Consider the following 16,570-nt stretch of genomic DNA (forward strand, 5'->3'; position numbering starts at 1 on the left):
TACCCTTTTAATGGACACTTTAAGCGTTACATTAAAAGGGTAACAGTTTCGGAGGACGGTTCTTGTCTGATAAGGATAAAGATCAAGGAAATAATGAAAATGGCTCAGGCACTGGCCTGCTGACCAAGCCAGAAACGAAAACCAAAAAGCCATCAATGTATAAAGTTATTTTGTTGAATGATGATTATACGCCGATGGAATTTGTTGTGCATATCTTGCAGCGTTTTTTCCGTATGACCATGGAGCAGGCAACAGACGTTATGTTGCAGGTTCATCAGAAAGGTGTCGGAATTTGTGGTATATTCACCTATGAGATTGCTGAAACCAAGGTAAACCAGGTTCTCGCGTTTGCAAAACAGCATGAACACCCTTTGCAGTGTACGCTGGAAAAGGAATAGCTATTCGCTCGCAAAATCACTGCGAATAGATTTATGACCGACTAAGGATTTTTATAGTGCCAAGTTTTTCACCACATCTGGAAGATACGCTCCATAGAGCGCTTAAAGAAGCTAATGATCGCAAGCATGAATATGCAACGCTTGAGCATCTTCTTTATTCTCTTCTTGATGATCCAGATGCAGTGGCAGTGTTGAGAGCATGCGGTGTAGATATCGATACACTGCGCGAACAGTTAATTGATTACCTTGATGAGGAAATGAATAGCCTGAAGGTAGAAACTGACGGGCTTGAAGCGACACCAACAGCTGGTTTCCAGCGTGTTGTGCAGCGTGCGCTTCTTCATGTTCAATCTTCCGGCCGGGAAGAGATGACAGGGGCCAACCTTTTGGTGGCGCTTTTCTCTGAACGTGAAAGCTATGCCGTTTTCTTCCTCCAAAGTCAGGATATGACACGGCTTGATGCTGTGAGCTATATCTCGCACGGCATCGCAAAAGTACCAGGCTTTGATGAAGAACGTTCCCCTAATGGCGTGGATGATGATATTGAAAATGTTGCGTCAGAAGCCGCTGATGCAGGTGAAGCTGCTCAGAAAAAACAGCAAGAAACAGCGCTTGGTGCTTACTGCGTAAACCTGAATGAAAAAGCTAAAGATGGTAAGATCGACCCGCTGATCGGTCGTGGGCCGGAGCTAGAGCGTGCTGTGCAAATTCTCTGCCGCCGTTCGAAGAACAACCCATTGCTTGTTGGTGATCCAGGCGTTGGTAAGACAGCAATCGCTGAAGGCCTTGCTCGCCGTATTGTAGAGGGTGAGGTACCCGGTGTTCTTGATAATGCTGTTATTTTTGCACTCGATATGGGGGCGCTGCTTGCAGGTACTCGCTACCGCGGTGATTTTGAGGAGCGTCTGAAATCTGTGGTGAAGGAACTGGAAGCCAAGGAAGGCGCGGTTCTGTTTATTGATGAAATTCATACCGTGATTGGTGCAGGTGCCACATCAGGTGGTGCAATGGATGCTTCAAATCTGCTTAAGCCCGCGTTGGCGAATGGCAGTATTCGCTGTATGGGTTCTACGACCTACAAAGAGTTCCGTAGTCATTTTGAAAAAGACCGAGCTTTGTTACGTCGTTTCCAGAAGATTGATGTGAATGAGCCGTCTGTTGATGATGCGATTAAAATTCTTAAAGGTTTGAAGCCTTACTATGAAGAACATCACAGTGTTCGTTATACGGCGGACGCTATAAAAACAGCGGTGGAACTTGCAGACCGTTATATCTCTGATCGCAAGCTGCCCGATAAGGCGATTGATGTAATTGATGAAACGGGTGCTGCTCAGATGTTGTTGCCGCCGTCACGCCGGAAGAAAACTATTGGTGTGAAGGATGTTGAAGCAGTTATTGCAACAATTGCTCGCATTCCGCCGAAATCGGTATCACGAGATGAAAGCCGTGTGATGCAAACGCTTGAGAAAGATCTAAAGCGCGTTGTGTTTGGCCAGAATAGTGCAATTGAAGCACTTTCCGCAGCTATTAAGCTTTCTCGTGCAGGCCTGCGAGAACCGAATAAACCAATTGGCTCTTATTTATTCAGCGGCCCAACAGGTGTCGGTAAAACAGAAGTTGCTCGCCAGCTTGCAAGCCTGCTTGGTGTGGAATTACACCGCTTTGATATGTCTGAATATATGGAGCGGCATTCCGTTTCGCGCCTTATTGGCGCGCCTCCAGGCTATGTTGGATTTGACCAAGGTGGTTTGTTGACTGATGCCGTAGACCAACATCCGCACTGTGTGCTTTTGTTGGATGAGATTGAAAAAGCGCATCCTGATCTCTTTAATGTGCTCTTGCAGGTTATGGATAACGGAACGCTTACTGATCATAACGGTAAGAAGATTGATTTCCGTAATGTTATCATCATCATGACCACAAATGCCGGTGCCCGTGAACTCAGTAAGAATAGCATTGGTTTTGGCCGTGATACGGACGATACGGCAAGTGATGAAGCTATTAAACAGACATTCAGCCCTGAATTCCGTAACCGTTTGGATAGTGTCGTACCGTTTGGCTTCTTACCACCAGAAGTGGTTGCTCGTGTTGTAGAGAAGTTTGTACTTCAACTTGAAATTCAACTCGCTGACCGCAATGTGGAGCTTTCTCTTACAGAAGAAGCGAAAAACTGGTTGGCGGAAAAAGGTTACGACAAGCTCTATGGTGCTCGTCCGCTTTCCCGCATTATTCAGGACAATATCAAGAAACCGCTCGCCGATGAACTGCTGTTTGGTAAGCTTGCAAAGGGTGGCGAAGTGGTTGTGAAGCTGAAAGATGATGAACTAACGTTTGAAATCATCCCACATGTGACGGCTGCACAGAAGAATACTACTGGCCCGTCAGCGGGCGGCAAGGAAGAGCGCACACCTGAGCCGGTAAAATAATCCATGATTATTGAAACTGAACGTTTAATTCTGCGTCGATGGACGCAGGATGATAAAAAGCCGTTTGCTGCGATGAATGCAGACCCTGAAGTGATGCGCTTTTTCCCAAGTACGGTAGGTGAAGAGCAATCGAACGCTGCTGTTGACCGAGCTATTCAACACCAAAAAGATTATAGTTTTTGCTTTTGGGTTGCTGAGTTGAAAGCCGACGGTCAGTTTGCAGGTTTTATCGGCTTACAGCACGTTCCAGATGCCTTGGAATGCGCGCCAGCAGTGGAAATTGGTTGGCGACTTGCCCGCAGCACTTGGGGCCAGGGATTAGCACCTGAAGGAGCCCGTGCCGCGCTTCGTTACGGATTTAATGTTCTTAAGCTCGACGAAATTGTCTCTCTAGCACCAAAGCTCAATAAACCATCACTTCGTGTGATGGAGAAAATTGGTATGAAAACAGATGCAGTAGATGATTTTGAACATCCTCTTCTCGCGGAAGATAGCCCTTTAAGGCCTTGCGCTTTATATAGAATTAAGCGCTAACCCTTTTTGAAAGGGGTGTGTTTTGAAAGAATTTTTGCTTCAAACGCAACCTGATGTTTTTCTTGTCTCAGGAAATTTGCAACGGCGTCTCTGAAGCCTTCATTGACAATCCAGTGGGCACTGTATGTTGTTGTAGGAACATATCCTCTTGCAAGCTTATGTTCGCCTTGCGCGCCAGCTTCGACGGTTTTAAGGCCATGTTTGACGGCATAGTCTATTGCCTGATAGTAGCAGGCCTCAAAGTGAAGGCAGGGGTGATCTTCTATGCAGCCCCAATAACGACCATAAAGAGTTCCACCGCCAATCAGATTTAAGGCACCTGCAATAGGGTTTCCATCTCGTTCACATAGGAATAAAACAATGCTTCCGGGCATGGTTTTACCGATAGTTTGGAAGAATTCCTTGTTAAGATAAGGTTGGCCCCACTTTCGAGCGCCTGTATCCAGGTAAAATTCAAAAAAAGCATCCCAATGTGCGTCCGTGATATCGGCCCCCTGAAGCCAACGAATAGTGATGCCATTCTCAGTGGCTGTTCGTCTTTCTTTACGGATTTGTTTTCTTTTTCTTGATGATAGATCTTGTAAGAAGTCATCAAAGGTATCGTAGCCATCATTTTGCCAATGGAACTGTTGAGTGTGCCGTACAAGAAAGCCATTTTCTTCAGCGAGTTTGGCTTCAGTATCTTCTATGAAGGTTAAATGGCTTGATGAAATACTTAACTTTTCCGCCGCCGCTGCAACACCAAGAAGAAGTTGAGATTTGATATGGGTATCATTGTCTTTAGCAAGCAGCCGAGGGCCGGTAACTGGAGTGAAAGGAATACTGGATTGAAGCTTTGGGTAATATGAACCGCCTGCATTTTCGTAAGCGTTTGCCCAGGCATGGTCGAAAACATATTCGCCGTACGAATGTGATTTCACATATAGCGGTACTGCTCCCACTAGAATGCTGTCTTCATCCCTCAGGCACATGTGATAGGGCTGCCACCCTGTTTCAGCGGCCACCGAACCGGATGTTTCCAGAGCTGCGAGAAAAGCGTGGTTTACAAATGGATTACTACCCGCGAGTGTGTTCCAATCACGCGCGGGTATTTCGTTAATATCAGGAATAAGCTCTAGCTTAAGCTCAGTAGCTTTCACCACTTCAGAACCTTATGATTGATCACCAATAACAGCAGGAGCTTCAAAAATTAAGGCATCTGCATGCTCGCGTCCAACTTTTTCCTGCATATCTGTTCTTACGGTCCATGTTAGCAGTGGTTTGCCTGTTTTTCTCCAGCGCTCGCAGGCGCTGTTAGGCATAAGATTAATATCGCAGGCGATAAAGTCAGGTTTGGTTTTCCTGAGGACAAATGGCCACATTAGGCGGGCTTTCCAGTTTAGAAGCATTTCTCTGCCAACCACCAAACCACGAGCATATTTAGGCATATACTGCCTGAACCACCGCACGATGCGAGGATCAAAGCTCATAACAGCGACTGGGCCAGCATAGCCTTCAAAGCAGTGGCGTACACCAGCGCATACTTTTTGAATATCATCGTGTTCAGGCGATTTGATCTCAATAAAAATTGGGACACGACCATCAACCAGATCAAGCACATCGGCAAGGCTTGGCATCGGTAGCCCCGTGTTGCCGACTGTATATTTTTTCAGTTGCTGGAAACCCCACTGATCAACAGAGCCTTTACCTTCTGTCAAACGTTCCAAGGTGGCGTCATGAAAAACCACTACGATATTGTCAACGGTGGCTCTGACATCTATTTCAACTGCGTATCCTGCTTCAACAGCGGCCTGAACCGCTGCCAAAGAGTTTTCTTCTCGTTCACTCCCCGTGGTAAACAAACCACGGTGGGCAATATCGAGATCGGTTATCCAAGGAAAACTTCGCTTAGGAGCTTTTGCTGCCATAAATCCTGCTATTCAATTTCAACAAGTGCATCAATTTCTACTGGAACATTCAGGGGCAGGGCGTTTGTGCCAACCGCTGAACGGCTATGACGACCCTTATCACCAAATACTGCTACCATTAGATCACTGGCTGCATTGATTACTTTTGGCTGATTGCCAAAACCGTCAACGCAGTTCACGAAACCCCCAAGTTTAACAATACGCTTAACACGGTTTAGATCACCGTTCGTGGCTGCCTTCAGTTGTGCAATAATGTTCAGGCCACATAGTTTTGCGGCCGCACAGGCATCTTCTTCTGAAACTGTATCACCCACTTTTCCTTCAAAAGCGAGTTTACCGTCCTGCATTGGTATTTGGCCTGAAACACTTACCAGGTTACCCGTAACAATAAATGGTAAGTAATTTGCTACCGGAGCCACAGGCGTTGGAATATCAATACCAAGTTCTTTTAGATTTGCTTCAACACTCATGATCCAACTCCAAAACAGATCGATTAATAATTTGGTAACTATATTAGATATTGCCGTACAAATGTCTACAGACAATAAAAAAGGAGCTTCAAACAGAAGCTCCTTTTGTGTGAACTGATGAGGTTAATCTTTTATGCCGTGCGCAGGTGTTTCCCGCGGCGAGTTTGTTTGTCGTTATACATCGCCATATCAGCTGCTTCGATAAGTTCTGCAGGATCAGTGGCGCCATTGAATGGTTGAATGCCAAGGGAGCATTTTGCCGGGATTTTTGTATCGGCGAATTCGATGGTGAGTTCATTTACGGCGCGCTGGATGGCACGAAGTCGCTTGCGGCCTTGATCTTCCGAACAGCGCGTTAGAATGATTGCGAATTCATCACCTGAAATTCTGGCTACAATATCTACGGGGCGAATAAGTTTTGTCAGTAATTTAGCCACGCGGCGTAGCAGCAGGTCACCTGCGCTGTGACCATATTCGTCGTTGATGGCTTTGAAACCGTCGAGATCAATAAACCCGAGAACACCTGATTCACTATGGCGTGCAGCTGATGAGAGCGCACGACCAAGTGCAGCGCGAAGGCCTCTGCGGTTCGGAATGCCAGTTAGTTCATCGGTTACAGAAAGCTGTTCTAGATAATTGATACGGCTTTCCTGTTCTGCCATGCGCTGTTCAGCGGTAGCCGCATAACTTAGAACTTCCGTAATCAATTGCCAGCCATCGCTATCAAACTTAACGTTTGCGTTGGCAGCATTTTTCATAAGTTTGCCAGCAAGCGTGCTGATATAAGGGTTAATTTCAGCGCGTTCTGACAGTTTTTCTTTTGATTGTTCAATCACACTAACCTCCTCACGGTTCTACACGCTTTTTTATAAGCAAGTGTTATGCCACAGGTGGTGCAGTTTAGTGCCTTGATTAATCAGGGTTTTTTGGTGTCTTTTTTCTGCTGGGAAGATGTTGCCGATTGAAAGTTACGCCCTTTGGAAATTGCTGCCGTGCCAAATTTCCCTTTAAGCTTATCCATTGCTCGTTCAGCGTTGGTTCGCTTGGTGCGTTCCGGTTCAATCAAATCTGGTTGATCTGCTTCGATCAGAGGGCGGAAATGACTCATTCCGATACCAATAAGCCGGTATGGAGTTCCGTCAATTAAAGGCTTTAAAAGGCTTTGGCTCACTTCAAAGATGGTTCCAGCCATTTGAGTGGGGGCGTCTAAGGTGCGGGAGCGCGTGATAATGCGGTGCATGCTGGTTTTCAGCTTGAGTGTAACGGTTGAGCCCGCCAGTTCTTTCCGTTTCAGATCACTTGATACTGTTTCACTAATATCCCAGAGTTTTTCTTCAAGGGAAGGGTAATCCGCCAGATCTCTGCTGAGTGTGCGTTCGGCAGATACACTTTTAGCACCGCTTTGTGGCTGAACTTTTCGGTTATCAATGCCGCGCGATAGATTATAGAGCCGCATCCCCGTTTCGCCGTACCGACGGGCAAGAGAGCTTTGGCTCTGCTCTTGTAATTGGCAAATGTGGGTGAAACCATCTTTGGCTAAGTTTTTAGCTGACTGCTTTCCAATACCGTAGATCGCGGTTATCGGTAGCTTTCCGAGAAGTTCTTCTTTTTCACTATCCCCTATAACAGTAAAACCGCGAGGTTTATCCATATCAGATGCTAGTTTGGCGAGGAATTTATTTGGAGCAAGTCCTACTGAAACTGTAATCCCGATTTCTTTTTCAACTTCGTTGGCAAACTTGGCGAGAAGCACGGCCGGTTTTGCCCCGTGTAGTTTTTCAGTGCCTGTAAGATCAAGGAATGCTTCATCAATGGAAAGTGGTTCAACAAGCGGTGTAAGTTCTTTCATTTTCTCACGAATTTGCCTGCCTACCTCGCCGTAACGTTTCATTCGTGGGCTTACAAAAAGTGCATCTGGGCATAATTTTTTAGCTTTGTAGATTGGCATAGCGGAGCGAACGCCAGACATACGGGCAATATAGCATGCTGTTGAAACTACACCCCGGTTTGAACTGCCGCCAATGATAAGGGGTTTGGTCGCATATTCAGGGTTATCGCGTTTTTCGACAGACGCATAAAATGCATCACAATCAATATGAGCTATACTGAGATCCAGTAATTCTGCATGTGAAATGATACGAGTTTTCTTACAGGCAGGGCAATGCCCTTTGCCTTCAAAAGTATGAAGGCAACTACGACATAAACTGAAAATGGTTTCTTCAGAATCAGTCATAAGGTTAAAGTCTGGCAGCGCCGCGAATACCGCTTGAGCAACCATGTTTAGCTTGAATAAACTGCGTGTTACATGCGTTTGGCATAATATAATTAGTGATGCGTTTCGGCAATTTCTGATAGATTTGCTTTATATTTGATAGACCACCACCAAACACAATCACTTCGGGATCAAGCGTATTAATTACTGTACCAAGAGAGGCTGCAAGCTGTTCAATAAACAGATCGATCGTTGCTTGAGCTTCTGGCGTTTGCATATTTGCTATTTCTTCCGCGCTGATATGTTTGCCTGTTTCAGTTTCAAAGCTTTGGCTGATACCGGGGCCTGAAACCCAGTTTTCGATGCAGTTTATTCTGCCGCAATAGCAGTTTCTGTCAGTAGTAACCTGGTAGGGAAGGGGATTATGGCCCCATTCACCCGTAAGAGCATTTGGACCTGTTATCAGGTTGTTGTGCGCTACATAGCCAGCACCTACGCCGGTGCCTAGAATGGCACCGAAAACGGTTGCTGCACCTGCTGCTGCGCCGTCAGTTGCCTCAGATAAAGTCAGGCAATCAGCATCATTGGCCATTTTTATGCTTCGTTTCAGGCCTTGCTCGATATCAGTTTTCAGGTTCTTTCCATTCAGGCACGTTGAATTGCAGTTTTGCATAACACCTGTGAATGGAGAAATTGAACCGGGGGTACAAATACCAACACTTTCAGCCGCTCCTTCAAGGGCTTCCAGTTCGTTGATAAGCTGAACCACCGTGTGAACTGTTTCGTGGTATAGGCCTTGAGGAGTGGTTTTCCGAATTCGTTTTGTCTCATTTCCATTGGCATATAAGCCAACAGCTTCAACCTTAGTACCACCTAGATCTATACCAATCTTCATATCATGCCTTTAGCAGGTCTTTTAAATAATGTGTTAGCTCCGGCCACGTATCAATACGCGCATGGCTATATTCAGTTTGTGGGATCATAGCACGAAGACGCTTATCCGCCACAAAATGCACCCTGTGGGTGTCAGGACTTAGTTCCGCCACCGATGCATGCTGCGGCGGGAGGTCATCAACAAATACCGTGCGGCCAGATGTAAAATCCGTAAAACGTTTTACCGCAGCGCCTTTATCACCCTTGTTTGAGATTACTGGGCAGTGAATACCTTGTTCTCGAAGGCTGTTTTCACGTCGCTCGCGACAATGTGAAGGTACGTTTGTAAGCACTGCTACCTGAAAATGTTCTGAAAGCTCCGCAATAGCGTCTACGGCACCATCTACCACCGGTACATGATCAACGCATTCATCAAAGAAACTGCCGATTAGCTTTTTTACCTGAAGAGGGTCTGCGAGCTTATTTGTGGCTTTGTGGTAAACGTTCCCGGATATTTGAAAACTGGTGAGCCGAAGTTCAAAGCCATGGTTAAGCATGTGGCCTTCAAGTGTTTCTACAAATTTCAGGAGAACTTCATCTGCATCCAGCAGCAGGATGGGGTGCTCTGAGTTTAAGGTTTGTAGAAGCGTTTCCATATATCACCATTCTTGGCCTACGCCGCCGCCAAGGGCGCGCCAGGCATGTACAATATTCTCTGGTTTTTCACCGGTTTCTTCAGCAAATGAAATTAGATCAGGCTCGTTTGAAATCAAAAAATCAAGAATACTGGCTTGAAAATCCACTTCAGCGAGATTGGCACGTATCTCATCTGGTGAAAGACCACTCAGTGCCAAGAATCTATCTCTGAGCGTGTCATCACCTACAATAAATCCAATTGCCTTAAAGGCGATTTCTGATGCAAAATCGGGTGACATGAGAGAAAACCTGCTTGATGTTGGTGTATTCCGTAATAATTAGAGATAGATAATCGATTTATTTAGGGAGTGTTAACATTAAAATGCAAAAAACAGTATTTAACACCCTAGTCGGGCTTGTGTTTTCCACTAAACCACGACTATTATTTAAATTATAGTATTACTAGCACCTTACGAAGGGCCAGAAATCGCGATGGGAAAAAAGATCCTGATAGTTGAAGACAACGAACTGAATATGAAGTTGTTCTGCGACCTTCTTGAAGCACATGAATATGAAACTATTCAGACAAGAGATGGTATGGCTGCGCTTGAACTAGCGCGTGAACATGAGCCTGATCTGATTTTAATGGACATTCAGTTACCAGAGGTTTCTGGATTGGAAGTTACCAAATGGCTGAAAGAGGATGAAGACCTGCGTAAGATTCCTGTTGTAGCTGTTACAGCCTTCGCTATGAAGGGTGATGAAGAGAAAATTCGCGAAGGCGGCTGTGAAGCTTATATCGCGAAGCCAATTTCAGTTGGCCACTTTTTGGAAACAGTAAAGCAGTTCGCAGGGTAATCCTCCATGACAGCACGGGTGCTGGTGGTTGACGATGTTCCACCAAATGTAAAGCTTTTAGAAGCGAAACTCACGAGTGAGTATTTTGACGTACTCACCGCATTCAGTGGCCCTGAAGCGCTGGATGTAATTGGGCGCGAGCACCCGGATATTATTCTTCTCGATGTTATGATGCCTGGTATGGACGGCTTTGAAGTATGTCGCCGTATTAAAACAGATCCAAGCACAGCTCATATCCCTGTTGTTATGGTAACAGCACTTGATCAGCCTTCTGATCGTGTTGCGGGTCTTGAAGCAGGCGCTGATGATTTTCTTACCAAGCCTGTACAGGATTTAGCGCTTTTTGCACGTGTTCGCTCTCTCGTCCGGCTTAAAGTTATGATGGATGAACTCCGCAACCGGGAAGCAACTGGTGCGAATATGGGCTGGGAAAACGAAGAAGATGCTCCGCTTGATTTCGAAGTACCAACGGACGGCAATATCCTGATCGTTGATGAGCAAGAACGTGTAATGGAACGCATCGCACGTGCTCTCGAAGGGGTTGGTGAGTTGACGTTCATCGCTGGCGGTGATGATGCCGCTGAACGTGCTCGTGAAAAGAATTTTGACCTGATTATTGTATCTCTCACTATGCGCAATACAGATGGCTTGCGTGTATGTTCTAAACTCAGGTCTTTTGAAGAAACACGCCATGTGCCGATTCTGGTAATGGTGGATGACGGCAATACCAAGTTGCTGGTTCGTGCACTTGAAATGGGTGTGAACGACTATGTGGTGCGTCCGGTTGATCGTCTTGAGTTTCTTGCGCGGGTCAAAACTCAGTTGAAACGCAAACGCTATGCAGACAAACTTTGGGAAAACTTCCATTTATCCATGCAGCTTGCGACAACAGATGCGGTGACAGGGCTTTATAACCGTCATTATCTTACAAGCCACATGGATACCCGTCTTGCAGCTGCTCACAGCAGCGGTAAGCAGCTTTCAGTGCTTATGATGGATATTGATCACTTTAAAAAGGTGAACGATACCTATGGGCACGCTGTTGGGGATATTGTTCTCAAAGAATTTGCAAACCGTATCGCGAAAAATATCCGTGGTGTTGATCTGGCAGCACGTTATGGCGGTGAGGAATTTGTTGTGATGATGCCTGAAACACCAACAGATTGGGCCTATATGATTGGTGATCGCCTTCGTCAGGAAGTGTGTGATAACCCATTTGAGGTTGGCTTGGCTGAAGGTCCTATCAATATTTCTGTATCCATTGGTGTGGCATCAAATAAAGAAGGGCAGTCACCATCCCAGCTTCTGGAAGAAGCGGATAAAGCTCTTTACGCAGCGAAGGAAGCTGGCCGTAACCGTGTAATTATTGCAGGCGCATAATAGGAAAAGCCTTGAATAATGAAGCAGCTGAAAAGCTATTATTTTGGATGGTTTTTGTCCTGCCCACTTTAATGGTGTTCACAGCACTTCCAATGATTTTAGAGATCGTACCTCCTAATGGCGCGATTGGTGTTCGTACCGCGGTTTCACTCTCTTCTGAAGAAGCGTGGTACGCTATAAATTTTCGCGCAGGTGTTGCGATAGCTATTAGTTCAGTACTTTCAATTATACTCAGTCTTGGTTTGATGAAATATTTGAACAAGACGAAAACTCAAAAAAGCCTCTATGCTCTCGTTAGTTTTGGTATCTTGTTTATGATAAGCCTCTCTGTTGAGGATCAAGCGTATTAAGTTTTAAAGTTTAGTTTCCTATCTTTCAGGCATGCCTGTTTCTATAGGTAGTCTTTGATCTTGTGACCATTCATTCCAAGACCCAAAATATGTAGCAATATTCTTGAAACCCGCTTGCTTCAGCGCAACATAGGTATTTGAGGTGCGGGACCCCTTAAAGCAATATAACCAAATAGGTTTTGAAAAATCTATTCCAGCATTAAGACATTCTGCTCTTACTTCATTTGGGGACTTTATTGAACCATCTGGTTTCATCATTCGATACCATTCAAGCCACTTTGCGCCTGGTATACGGCCTTTTCTGGGGGAAAAGTCCTTCCCGTATGGTGAACTGCTTTCACCAATCCATTCATCGACATCCCTTACATCAAGAAGTGTTACCATATTTTGATTGAGTGATGAAAGTACATCATATTTGTCCACGATAAGGCTTTTGCCAGCTTCAGATAATTCGAAATTTGCGGGTGTAATTTTTGTGATAAATTCTGTCACCGAGTATCCATTGGAAACCCACGCATCCAAGCCTCCATGCAGCACATGGGAATTATCGTTTCCCAAGTAGGAAAGGATGAAATGGCCTCTGCATGATTGGCCAAATCCACTCCGCATATCCTGTTCGTAAAAGACCACTGTTTTTTTGTTATTTATACCAGCGTCTCCAAATTTCTTAGCCAGAAATTTCCGCATGGCGCTTATGCCAGTTTTATCGGATGAGGCTAGATAGGTGAAGATATCTGGTATGTTGACAGCACCCTTTATATGAGCTGCTTCAAAAGCTTCTTTTGAACGCGTATCCACAATAGCGATATTATCTTTTGCCATGAAGCAGGCGAGTTCTTTAGGCTCAATTAGGATATTGGGTGCGATCATCAGTTTATTCCATGTTAATTAGATATTGGCCTCTGAACTTATGTTCGGGACTTTTGAGAAACAAGAAAAACTATCTATCAGTAGGTAGATTCATTGTGAAGTTAAATTGAAGGAAATGGTACAGCCAGATTTAAAGAGAATAAGAGATGGCAAATATGCAAAAAAAAACGCCGCAGCCAGTTAGGCGCGGCGTTTCTTTAGATCTCATAGAATCCAAGATTACTTAATCTTAGCTTCCTTAAACTCTACGTGCTTACGTACAACCGGGTCGTACTTACGCTTAACCATTTTCTCGGTCATTGTACGAGGGTTCTTTTTAGTTACGTAGAAGTAGCCTGTGTCAGCAGTGCTAACAAGCTTGATCTTGATGCTGGACGGCTTTGCCATCTGATTAACTCCAAGAAAACAGTTATTCCCGGCCGCACAATGCAGCCTGTGTGAGGGCGCAAAATACCCACAGCGGGGCAGAAGTCAAGCTTTGTTTATCAAAGCACATCATTTTTATGTATTCTTTTAAAACTATTTCAGGATACTAACGAACAAGTAACTATTTTTGTGCGAATAGAAGTAGAAATTTTTTAGTTGTGAGGAAGGCTTATGTCCGGGTTGGAAAACGATCTGCTTGAAGAACTCAAGAATGAGGCAATCGATACCGTCGAAGATCGACTCCAAAATATTCATGATGCTTTAAAGGGAATTCTTGACGGTACCCTTGAAGGCAGGCAAGCGTTGGCGACTATTCGCCTAGAAGCACATTCTCTGAAGTCTGTGGCATCTAGCTTTGAAATGAAAGCGCTTAAGGTGATGTGTCACCGGTTTGAAGATTATTTCTTTAACCTGACAGAACTTACCGAATCTAATGTTAGTGATATTCAATTTTTTGCTGATCGCATGGCTGAATGTTTAGAAGCCTTTATTGCGGGTAAAGAATATGATGTTTCTAAAATGGTGCGTCAGCTTCCCAATAAAGGCGGCTTTGAGGTAGGAGATATCATTGTCTCTGAAATCGAAGTGATGCTTGTTATGGCGCCAGGTACTGCAACCAAAATTGTAACTCGTGAACTTCTTGAATGTGGTTACCGTATGGTGAATGTTGCAACCACTATGGATGCTATTCAGTTGATTCCTTCTATGAAGCCAGATGCAGTGATCATTTCTCGCCATATGCCTGAACTGACAGGTGTTGATTTGGCGGCGGCTCTGAAGGCTATGCCAACAACGAAGAATATCCCTGTTGCGCTTTTGGCAACAGATGACGGCAAACTAACTGGCTTGCCGAAATCTGTTCCTGTGCTCCGGAAAGGATCAAATTTCGCGGATGATGTGGCTGATGTGTTTGTACAACTGGGTATTCTCTAAAGAATACCTATTTCTTCTTTCTAGGGGCGTTGCGGCTACGGCTGTGGCGCCTTTTTTGGTTTTTGATGCGTTCTTTGCTGTTACGGCGTGGTTTACCAGATACAGAACCTGCATCGCCTTCAGTTACCAGCTCAAGTTTTAAACCGCCGGTGAACTGGTTTGCTTCTGTGAGACGTACATCAAGCTTGTCACCCAGCTTGAATTCCTGTCCGTAACGTTCACCAACCAATTTGTGTTGATCTTCATCAAGTACGTAATAATCGTTGCCGATCTCTGAGATTGGAATTAGGCCATCGCCGCCGGAAGGCTCTAGTTCTACGAATAGGCCAAAGCGAGTTACACCTGTTACGCGGCCGATGAATTCATCACCAATATGATCAGAAAGGTATGAAGCCATATAACGGTCAGTCGAATCGCGTTCAGCTGCCATAGCTCGTCGTTCAGTGCCAGAAATCTGCTCACCGATTGATCCCATATCCAGCATCTCACGTTCTGTAAGGCCGTCATCGCCCAGTTTAAGGGCTTTCACGAGCCCACGGTGCACGATCAGGTCTGAATACCTACGGATAGGGGAGGTGAAGTGTGCGTAGCGTCTAAGAGCAAGGCCAAAGTGCCCAAGGTTCTCTGGGCTATAGTAAGCCTGTGTCTGGCTTCTGAGCACTACTTGGTTCACCATCTGCTCATAAGGCCCATCTTTTACCTGATTAAGAATGCCGTTAAACAGACGCGGCATCATCACGGCACCCTTGGCGAGCTTCATCTTCAGCGATGCAAGGAATTCCCGCAGGCTATCAAGCTTATCCATTGATGGTTCTTCATGCACGCGGTACATGGCTGGAACGTTTTTATCTTCGAGGGTTTCAGCCGCACATACATTGGCTGTTACCATAAATTCTTCCACTAGGCGGTGGGTGTCTAGCCGTTCTCTAAGCGCAATACCTTTTACCTGTCCCAAATCATCCAGTTGGATACGGCGCTCAGGCATATCAAGCTCAAGCGGATCACGTTTTTCGCGAGCACTCATAAGGGCTTTGAAAGTACCGTAGAGCGGCTTTAGCACGGACTCCAGTAGTGGCTCGGTCATTTCATCAGGCATGCCGTCCAGCGCACGTTGGGCTTGCTGGTAATTAATGTTGGCATGGCTTTTCATCAAGCCGCGTACAAACTGGTGGCGAAGCTTCTTGCCGTTTTTATCGAACCACATATGAACGGCCATACAGGCGCGCTCTTTTCCCGGCTGCAAGCTACAAAGGCCGGCTGAAAGTACTTCAGGCAACATTGGGACCACACGATCCGGGAAATAACAGCTGTTACCGCGGCGAAGTGCTTCTTTATCCAGCGGGCTATCAGGCTGCACATAATGGGCAACGTCAGCGATTGCTACGATCGCATGCCAACCGCCTGGATTAGCAGGATCAGGATCTTCCTCCGCCCAGATGGCATCGTCATGATCGCGTGCGTCAGCGGGGTCAATTGTGATAAGCGGCACGTTTCTTAAATCTGTACGGTTGCCAAGGTCAACAGGCTTCGCGCGGTCAGCCGCTTTGGTTACATGCTGCGGAAATTCATACGGAATATCGTGGGCATGAATAGCGATCATGCTAATGGATTTTGCAGCGGCTACATCACCTAAACGTTCTTTAATGCGCGCACGACGAGGGCCTAGTTTGCGGCGGTTGCTGCTTCTGATGAATTCAGCGGTTACAAGTTCGCCGTCTGCAGCGCCGCGAGTATCTTCGCGGTCAACCCAATATTCATCACGGTCTTTCTTGTTTACTGGGTGAATTCGACCACCATTTTCATTCCCCTTGAATACACCGAGGATGCCAGAAGGGGCAGCGCGCAGCGTTTTAATTACTTTAGCGCGGTAAATTGGTGGATCATCTTTCACAGGAATTAGATGAACAAGGGCGCGGTCGCCTTTACCCATTGCAGGCGTCTTTTTACGTCGACCTTCCTGAATATAGATAGTGGGGGGAGGGCCATCACCTTGATAGTTTTCGAGTTTTCCGAGAGGATCACCATGCTTATCAAGACCTGCGAATTCAATAACTTGTACGCCGGGCAGACGATTTGCAGGCCTTAGGGCACGCTGTGTATCTTTGGCAATATGGCCTTCTTCAACAAGTTCTCTCAGAACTTGCTTCAGCATAATTTTTTCCTGGCCTCTAATGCCAAAAGCGCGAGCAACCTCGCGCTTTGTAACCTTGCCTTCATAGCCTTTGATGAAGTCAATCAGTTGTGCTTTTGTCGGGAACTCTCCCGTACGGTCTTTAGCCAATTAAGGTCTCTTTCTT

General features: G+C 45.7%; 18 protein-coding genes. 7 read left to right on the forward strand and 11 right to left on the reverse strand.

The window, feature by feature from the left end:
* Positions 1–116: 116 nt before the first annotated feature.
* The 3 genes from clpS to MF542_RS08810 are packed head-to-tail and all read left to right on the forward strand — an operon-like array spanning position 117 to position 3,358.
* The gene (gene clpS, locus MF542_RS08800; protein WP_425531250.1) at positions 117–398 is read left to right on the forward strand and encodes an ATP-dependent Clp protease adapter ClpS; all 282 of its coding nucleotides are present in this window, start codon (positions 117–119) and stop codon (positions 396–398) included.
* Positions 399–454: 56 nt separating this feature from the next.
* Positions 455–2,824 (forward strand): ATP-dependent Clp protease ATP-binding subunit ClpA, encoded by a 2,370-nt coding sequence (gene clpA, locus MF542_RS08805; protein ID WP_247018141.1) that lies wholly within the window; start codon positions 455–457, stop codon positions 2,822–2,824.
* Positions 2,825–2,827: 3 nt separating this feature from the next.
* Positions 2,828–3,358, forward strand: a complete 531-nt coding sequence (locus tag MF542_RS08810) for a GNAT family N-acetyltransferase (RefSeq protein WP_247018143.1) — start codon at positions 2,828–2,830, stop codon at positions 3,356–3,358.
* Here the strand turns inward: MF542_RS08810 and MF542_RS08815 are convergent.
* The 8 genes from MF542_RS08815 to MF542_RS08850 form a co-directional block, all read right to left on the reverse strand.
* The gene (locus MF542_RS08815) at positions 3,355–4,500 is read right to left on the reverse strand and encodes a GNAT family N-acetyltransferase (RefSeq protein ID WP_247018145.1); all 1,146 of its coding nucleotides are present in this window, start codon (positions 4,498–4,500) and stop codon (positions 3,355–3,357) included. The genes MF542_RS08810 and MF542_RS08815 overlap by 4 nt on opposite strands.
* 9 nt (positions 4,501–4,509) lie before the next feature.
* The gene (locus MF542_RS08820) at positions 4,510–5,265 is read right to left on the reverse strand and encodes a glycerophosphodiester phosphodiesterase family protein (protein WP_247018153.1); all 756 of its coding nucleotides are present in this window, start codon (positions 5,263–5,265) and stop codon (positions 4,510–4,512) included.
* 8 nt (positions 5,266–5,273) lie between these two features.
* Positions 5,274–5,735: a RidA family protein gene (locus MF542_RS08825; protein WP_247018155.1), complete on the reverse strand. Its 462-nt coding sequence runs from the start codon at positions 5,733–5,735 to the stop codon at positions 5,274–5,276.
* A 131-nt stretch (positions 5,736–5,866) separates the two neighbouring features.
* The gene (locus MF542_RS08830) at positions 5,867–6,571 is read right to left on the reverse strand and encodes a GGDEF domain-containing protein (RefSeq protein ID WP_247018164.1); all 705 of its coding nucleotides are present in this window, start codon (positions 6,569–6,571) and stop codon (positions 5,867–5,869) included.
* Between the two features lie 80 nt (positions 6,572–6,651).
* Positions 6,652–7,968 carry a DNA polymerase IV gene (locus MF542_RS08835; protein WP_247018166.1) on the reverse strand — a complete coding sequence of 439 codons (1,317 nt, stop codon included), beginning with the start codon at positions 7,966–7,968 and terminating at the stop codon, positions 6,652–6,654.
* Positions 7,969–7,972: 4 nt separating this feature from the next.
* Positions 7,973–8,842, reverse strand: a complete 870-nt coding sequence (locus MF542_RS08840) for an ROK family protein (RefSeq protein ID WP_247018168.1) — start codon at positions 8,840–8,842, stop codon at positions 7,973–7,975.
* A gap of 1 nt (position 8,843) precedes the next feature.
* Entirely contained in the window at positions 8,844–9,476 is a 633-nt protein-coding gene (locus MF542_RS08845; RefSeq protein ID WP_247018170.1) for a hypothetical protein, read from the reverse strand.
* A 3-nt stretch (positions 9,477–9,479) separates the two neighbouring features.
* Entirely contained in the window at positions 9,480–9,755 is a 276-nt protein-coding gene (locus MF542_RS08850; protein WP_247018172.1) for a DUF3572 domain-containing protein, read from the reverse strand.
* A gap of 193 nt (positions 9,756–9,948) precedes the next feature.
* On the opposite strand from MF542_RS08850, the gene MF542_RS08855 reads away from it, so the two are divergent.
* Genes MF542_RS08855 through MF542_RS08865 form a run of 3 tightly spaced genes read left to right on the forward strand, consistent with a single transcriptional unit; the run spans position 9,949 to position 12,044 of the window.
* Positions 9,949–10,314 (forward strand): response regulator, encoded by a 366-nt coding sequence (locus tag MF542_RS08855; RefSeq protein WP_247018174.1) that lies wholly within the window; start codon positions 9,949–9,951, stop codon positions 10,312–10,314.
* A gap of 6 nt (positions 10,315–10,320) precedes the next feature.
* On the forward strand, positions 10,321–11,694 hold the full coding sequence (locus MF542_RS08860) for a PleD family two-component system response regulator (protein WP_247018176.1): 1,374 nt from the start codon (positions 10,321–10,323) through the stop codon (positions 11,692–11,694).
* Positions 11,695–11,705: 11 nt separating this feature from the next.
* Complete coding sequence (locus tag MF542_RS08865; protein ID WP_247018178.1) at positions 11,706–12,044, forward strand: SdpI family protein; 339 nt, start codon at positions 11,706–11,708, stop codon at positions 12,042–12,044.
* An 18-nt stretch (positions 12,045–12,062) separates the two neighbouring features.
* Here the strand turns inward: MF542_RS08865 and MF542_RS08870 are convergent, their stop codons facing one another.
* Together MF542_RS08870 and rpmG are read right to left on the reverse strand one after the other, a co-directional pair.
* The gene (locus tag MF542_RS08870; protein ID WP_281501615.1) at positions 12,063–12,914 is read right to left on the reverse strand and encodes a sulfurtransferase; all 852 of its coding nucleotides are present in this window, start codon (positions 12,912–12,914) and stop codon (positions 12,063–12,065) included.
* A 219-nt stretch (positions 12,915–13,133) separates the two neighbouring features.
* Positions 13,134–13,301: a 50S ribosomal protein L33 gene (gene rpmG / locus MF542_RS08875; RefSeq protein WP_247018182.1), complete on the reverse strand. Its 168-nt coding sequence runs from the start codon at positions 13,299–13,301 to the stop codon at positions 13,134–13,136.
* Positions 13,302–13,511: 210 nt separating this feature from the next.
* Between rpmG and MF542_RS08880 the strand changes: the two genes are divergently transcribed.
* Positions 13,512–14,273, forward strand: coding sequence for an Hpt domain-containing protein (locus MF542_RS08880; protein ID WP_247018184.1), 762 nt, complete (start codon positions 13,512–13,514; stop codon positions 14,271–14,273).
* Positions 14,274–14,280: 7 nt separating this feature from the next.
* Here the strand turns inward: MF542_RS08880 and rnr are convergent, their stop codons facing one another.
* The gene (gene rnr, locus MF542_RS08885; RefSeq protein WP_247018186.1) at positions 14,281–16,554 is read right to left on the reverse strand and encodes a ribonuclease R; all 2,274 of its coding nucleotides are present in this window, start codon (positions 16,552–16,554) and stop codon (positions 14,281–14,283) included.
* Positions 16,555–16,570 lie beyond the last annotated feature (16 nt).

The organism is Kordiimonas laminariae, from assembly GCF_023008165.1.
Lineage (GTDB): Bacteria > Pseudomonadota > Alphaproteobacteria > Sphingomonadales > Kordiimonadaceae > Kordiimonas > Kordiimonas laminariae.

Coding starts and splice junctions, on each gene's coding strand:
- MF542_RS08810 (WP_247018143.1), top strand. CDS start 2,828: ATGATTATTGAAACTGAACGTTTAATTCTGCGTCGATGGACGCAGGAT.
- MF542_RS08820 (WP_247018153.1), bottom strand. CDS start 5,265: ATGGCAGCAAAAGCTCCTAAGCGAAGTTTTCCTTGGATAACCGATCTC.
- MF542_RS08825 (WP_247018155.1), bottom strand. CDS start 5,735: ATGAGTGTTGAAGCAAATCTAAAAGAACTTGGTATTGATATTCCAACG.
- MF542_RS08835 (WP_247018166.1), bottom strand. CDS start 7,968: ATGACTGATTCTGAAGAAACCATTTTCAGTTTATGTCGTAGTTGCCTT.
- MF542_RS08840 (WP_247018168.1), bottom strand. CDS start 8,842: ATGAAGATTGGTATAGATCTAGGTGGTACTAAGGTTGAAGCTGTTGGC.
- MF542_RS08845 (WP_247018170.1), bottom strand. CDS start 9,476: ATGGAAACGCTTCTACAAACCTTAAACTCAGAGCACCCCATCCTGCTG.
- MF542_RS08850 (WP_247018172.1), bottom strand. CDS start 9,755: ATGTCACCCGATTTTGCATCAGAAATCGCCTTTAAGGCAATTGGATTT.
- MF542_RS08855 (WP_247018174.1), top strand. CDS start 9,949: ATGGGAAAAAAGATCCTGATAGTTGAAGACAACGAACTGAATATGAAG.
- MF542_RS08860 (WP_247018176.1), top strand. CDS start 10,321: ATGACAGCACGGGTGCTGGTGGTTGACGATGTTCCACCAAATGTAAAG.
- MF542_RS08870 (WP_281501615.1), bottom strand. CDS start 12,914: ATGATCGCACCCAATATCCTAATTGAGCCTAAAGAACTCGCCTGCTTC.
- rpmG (WP_247018182.1), bottom strand. CDS start 13,301: ATGGCAAAGCCGTCCAGCATCAAGATCAAGCTTGTTAGCACTGCTGAC.
- MF542_RS08880 (WP_247018184.1), top strand. CDS start 13,512: ATGTCCGGGTTGGAAAACGATCTGCTTGAAGAACTCAAGAATGAGGCA.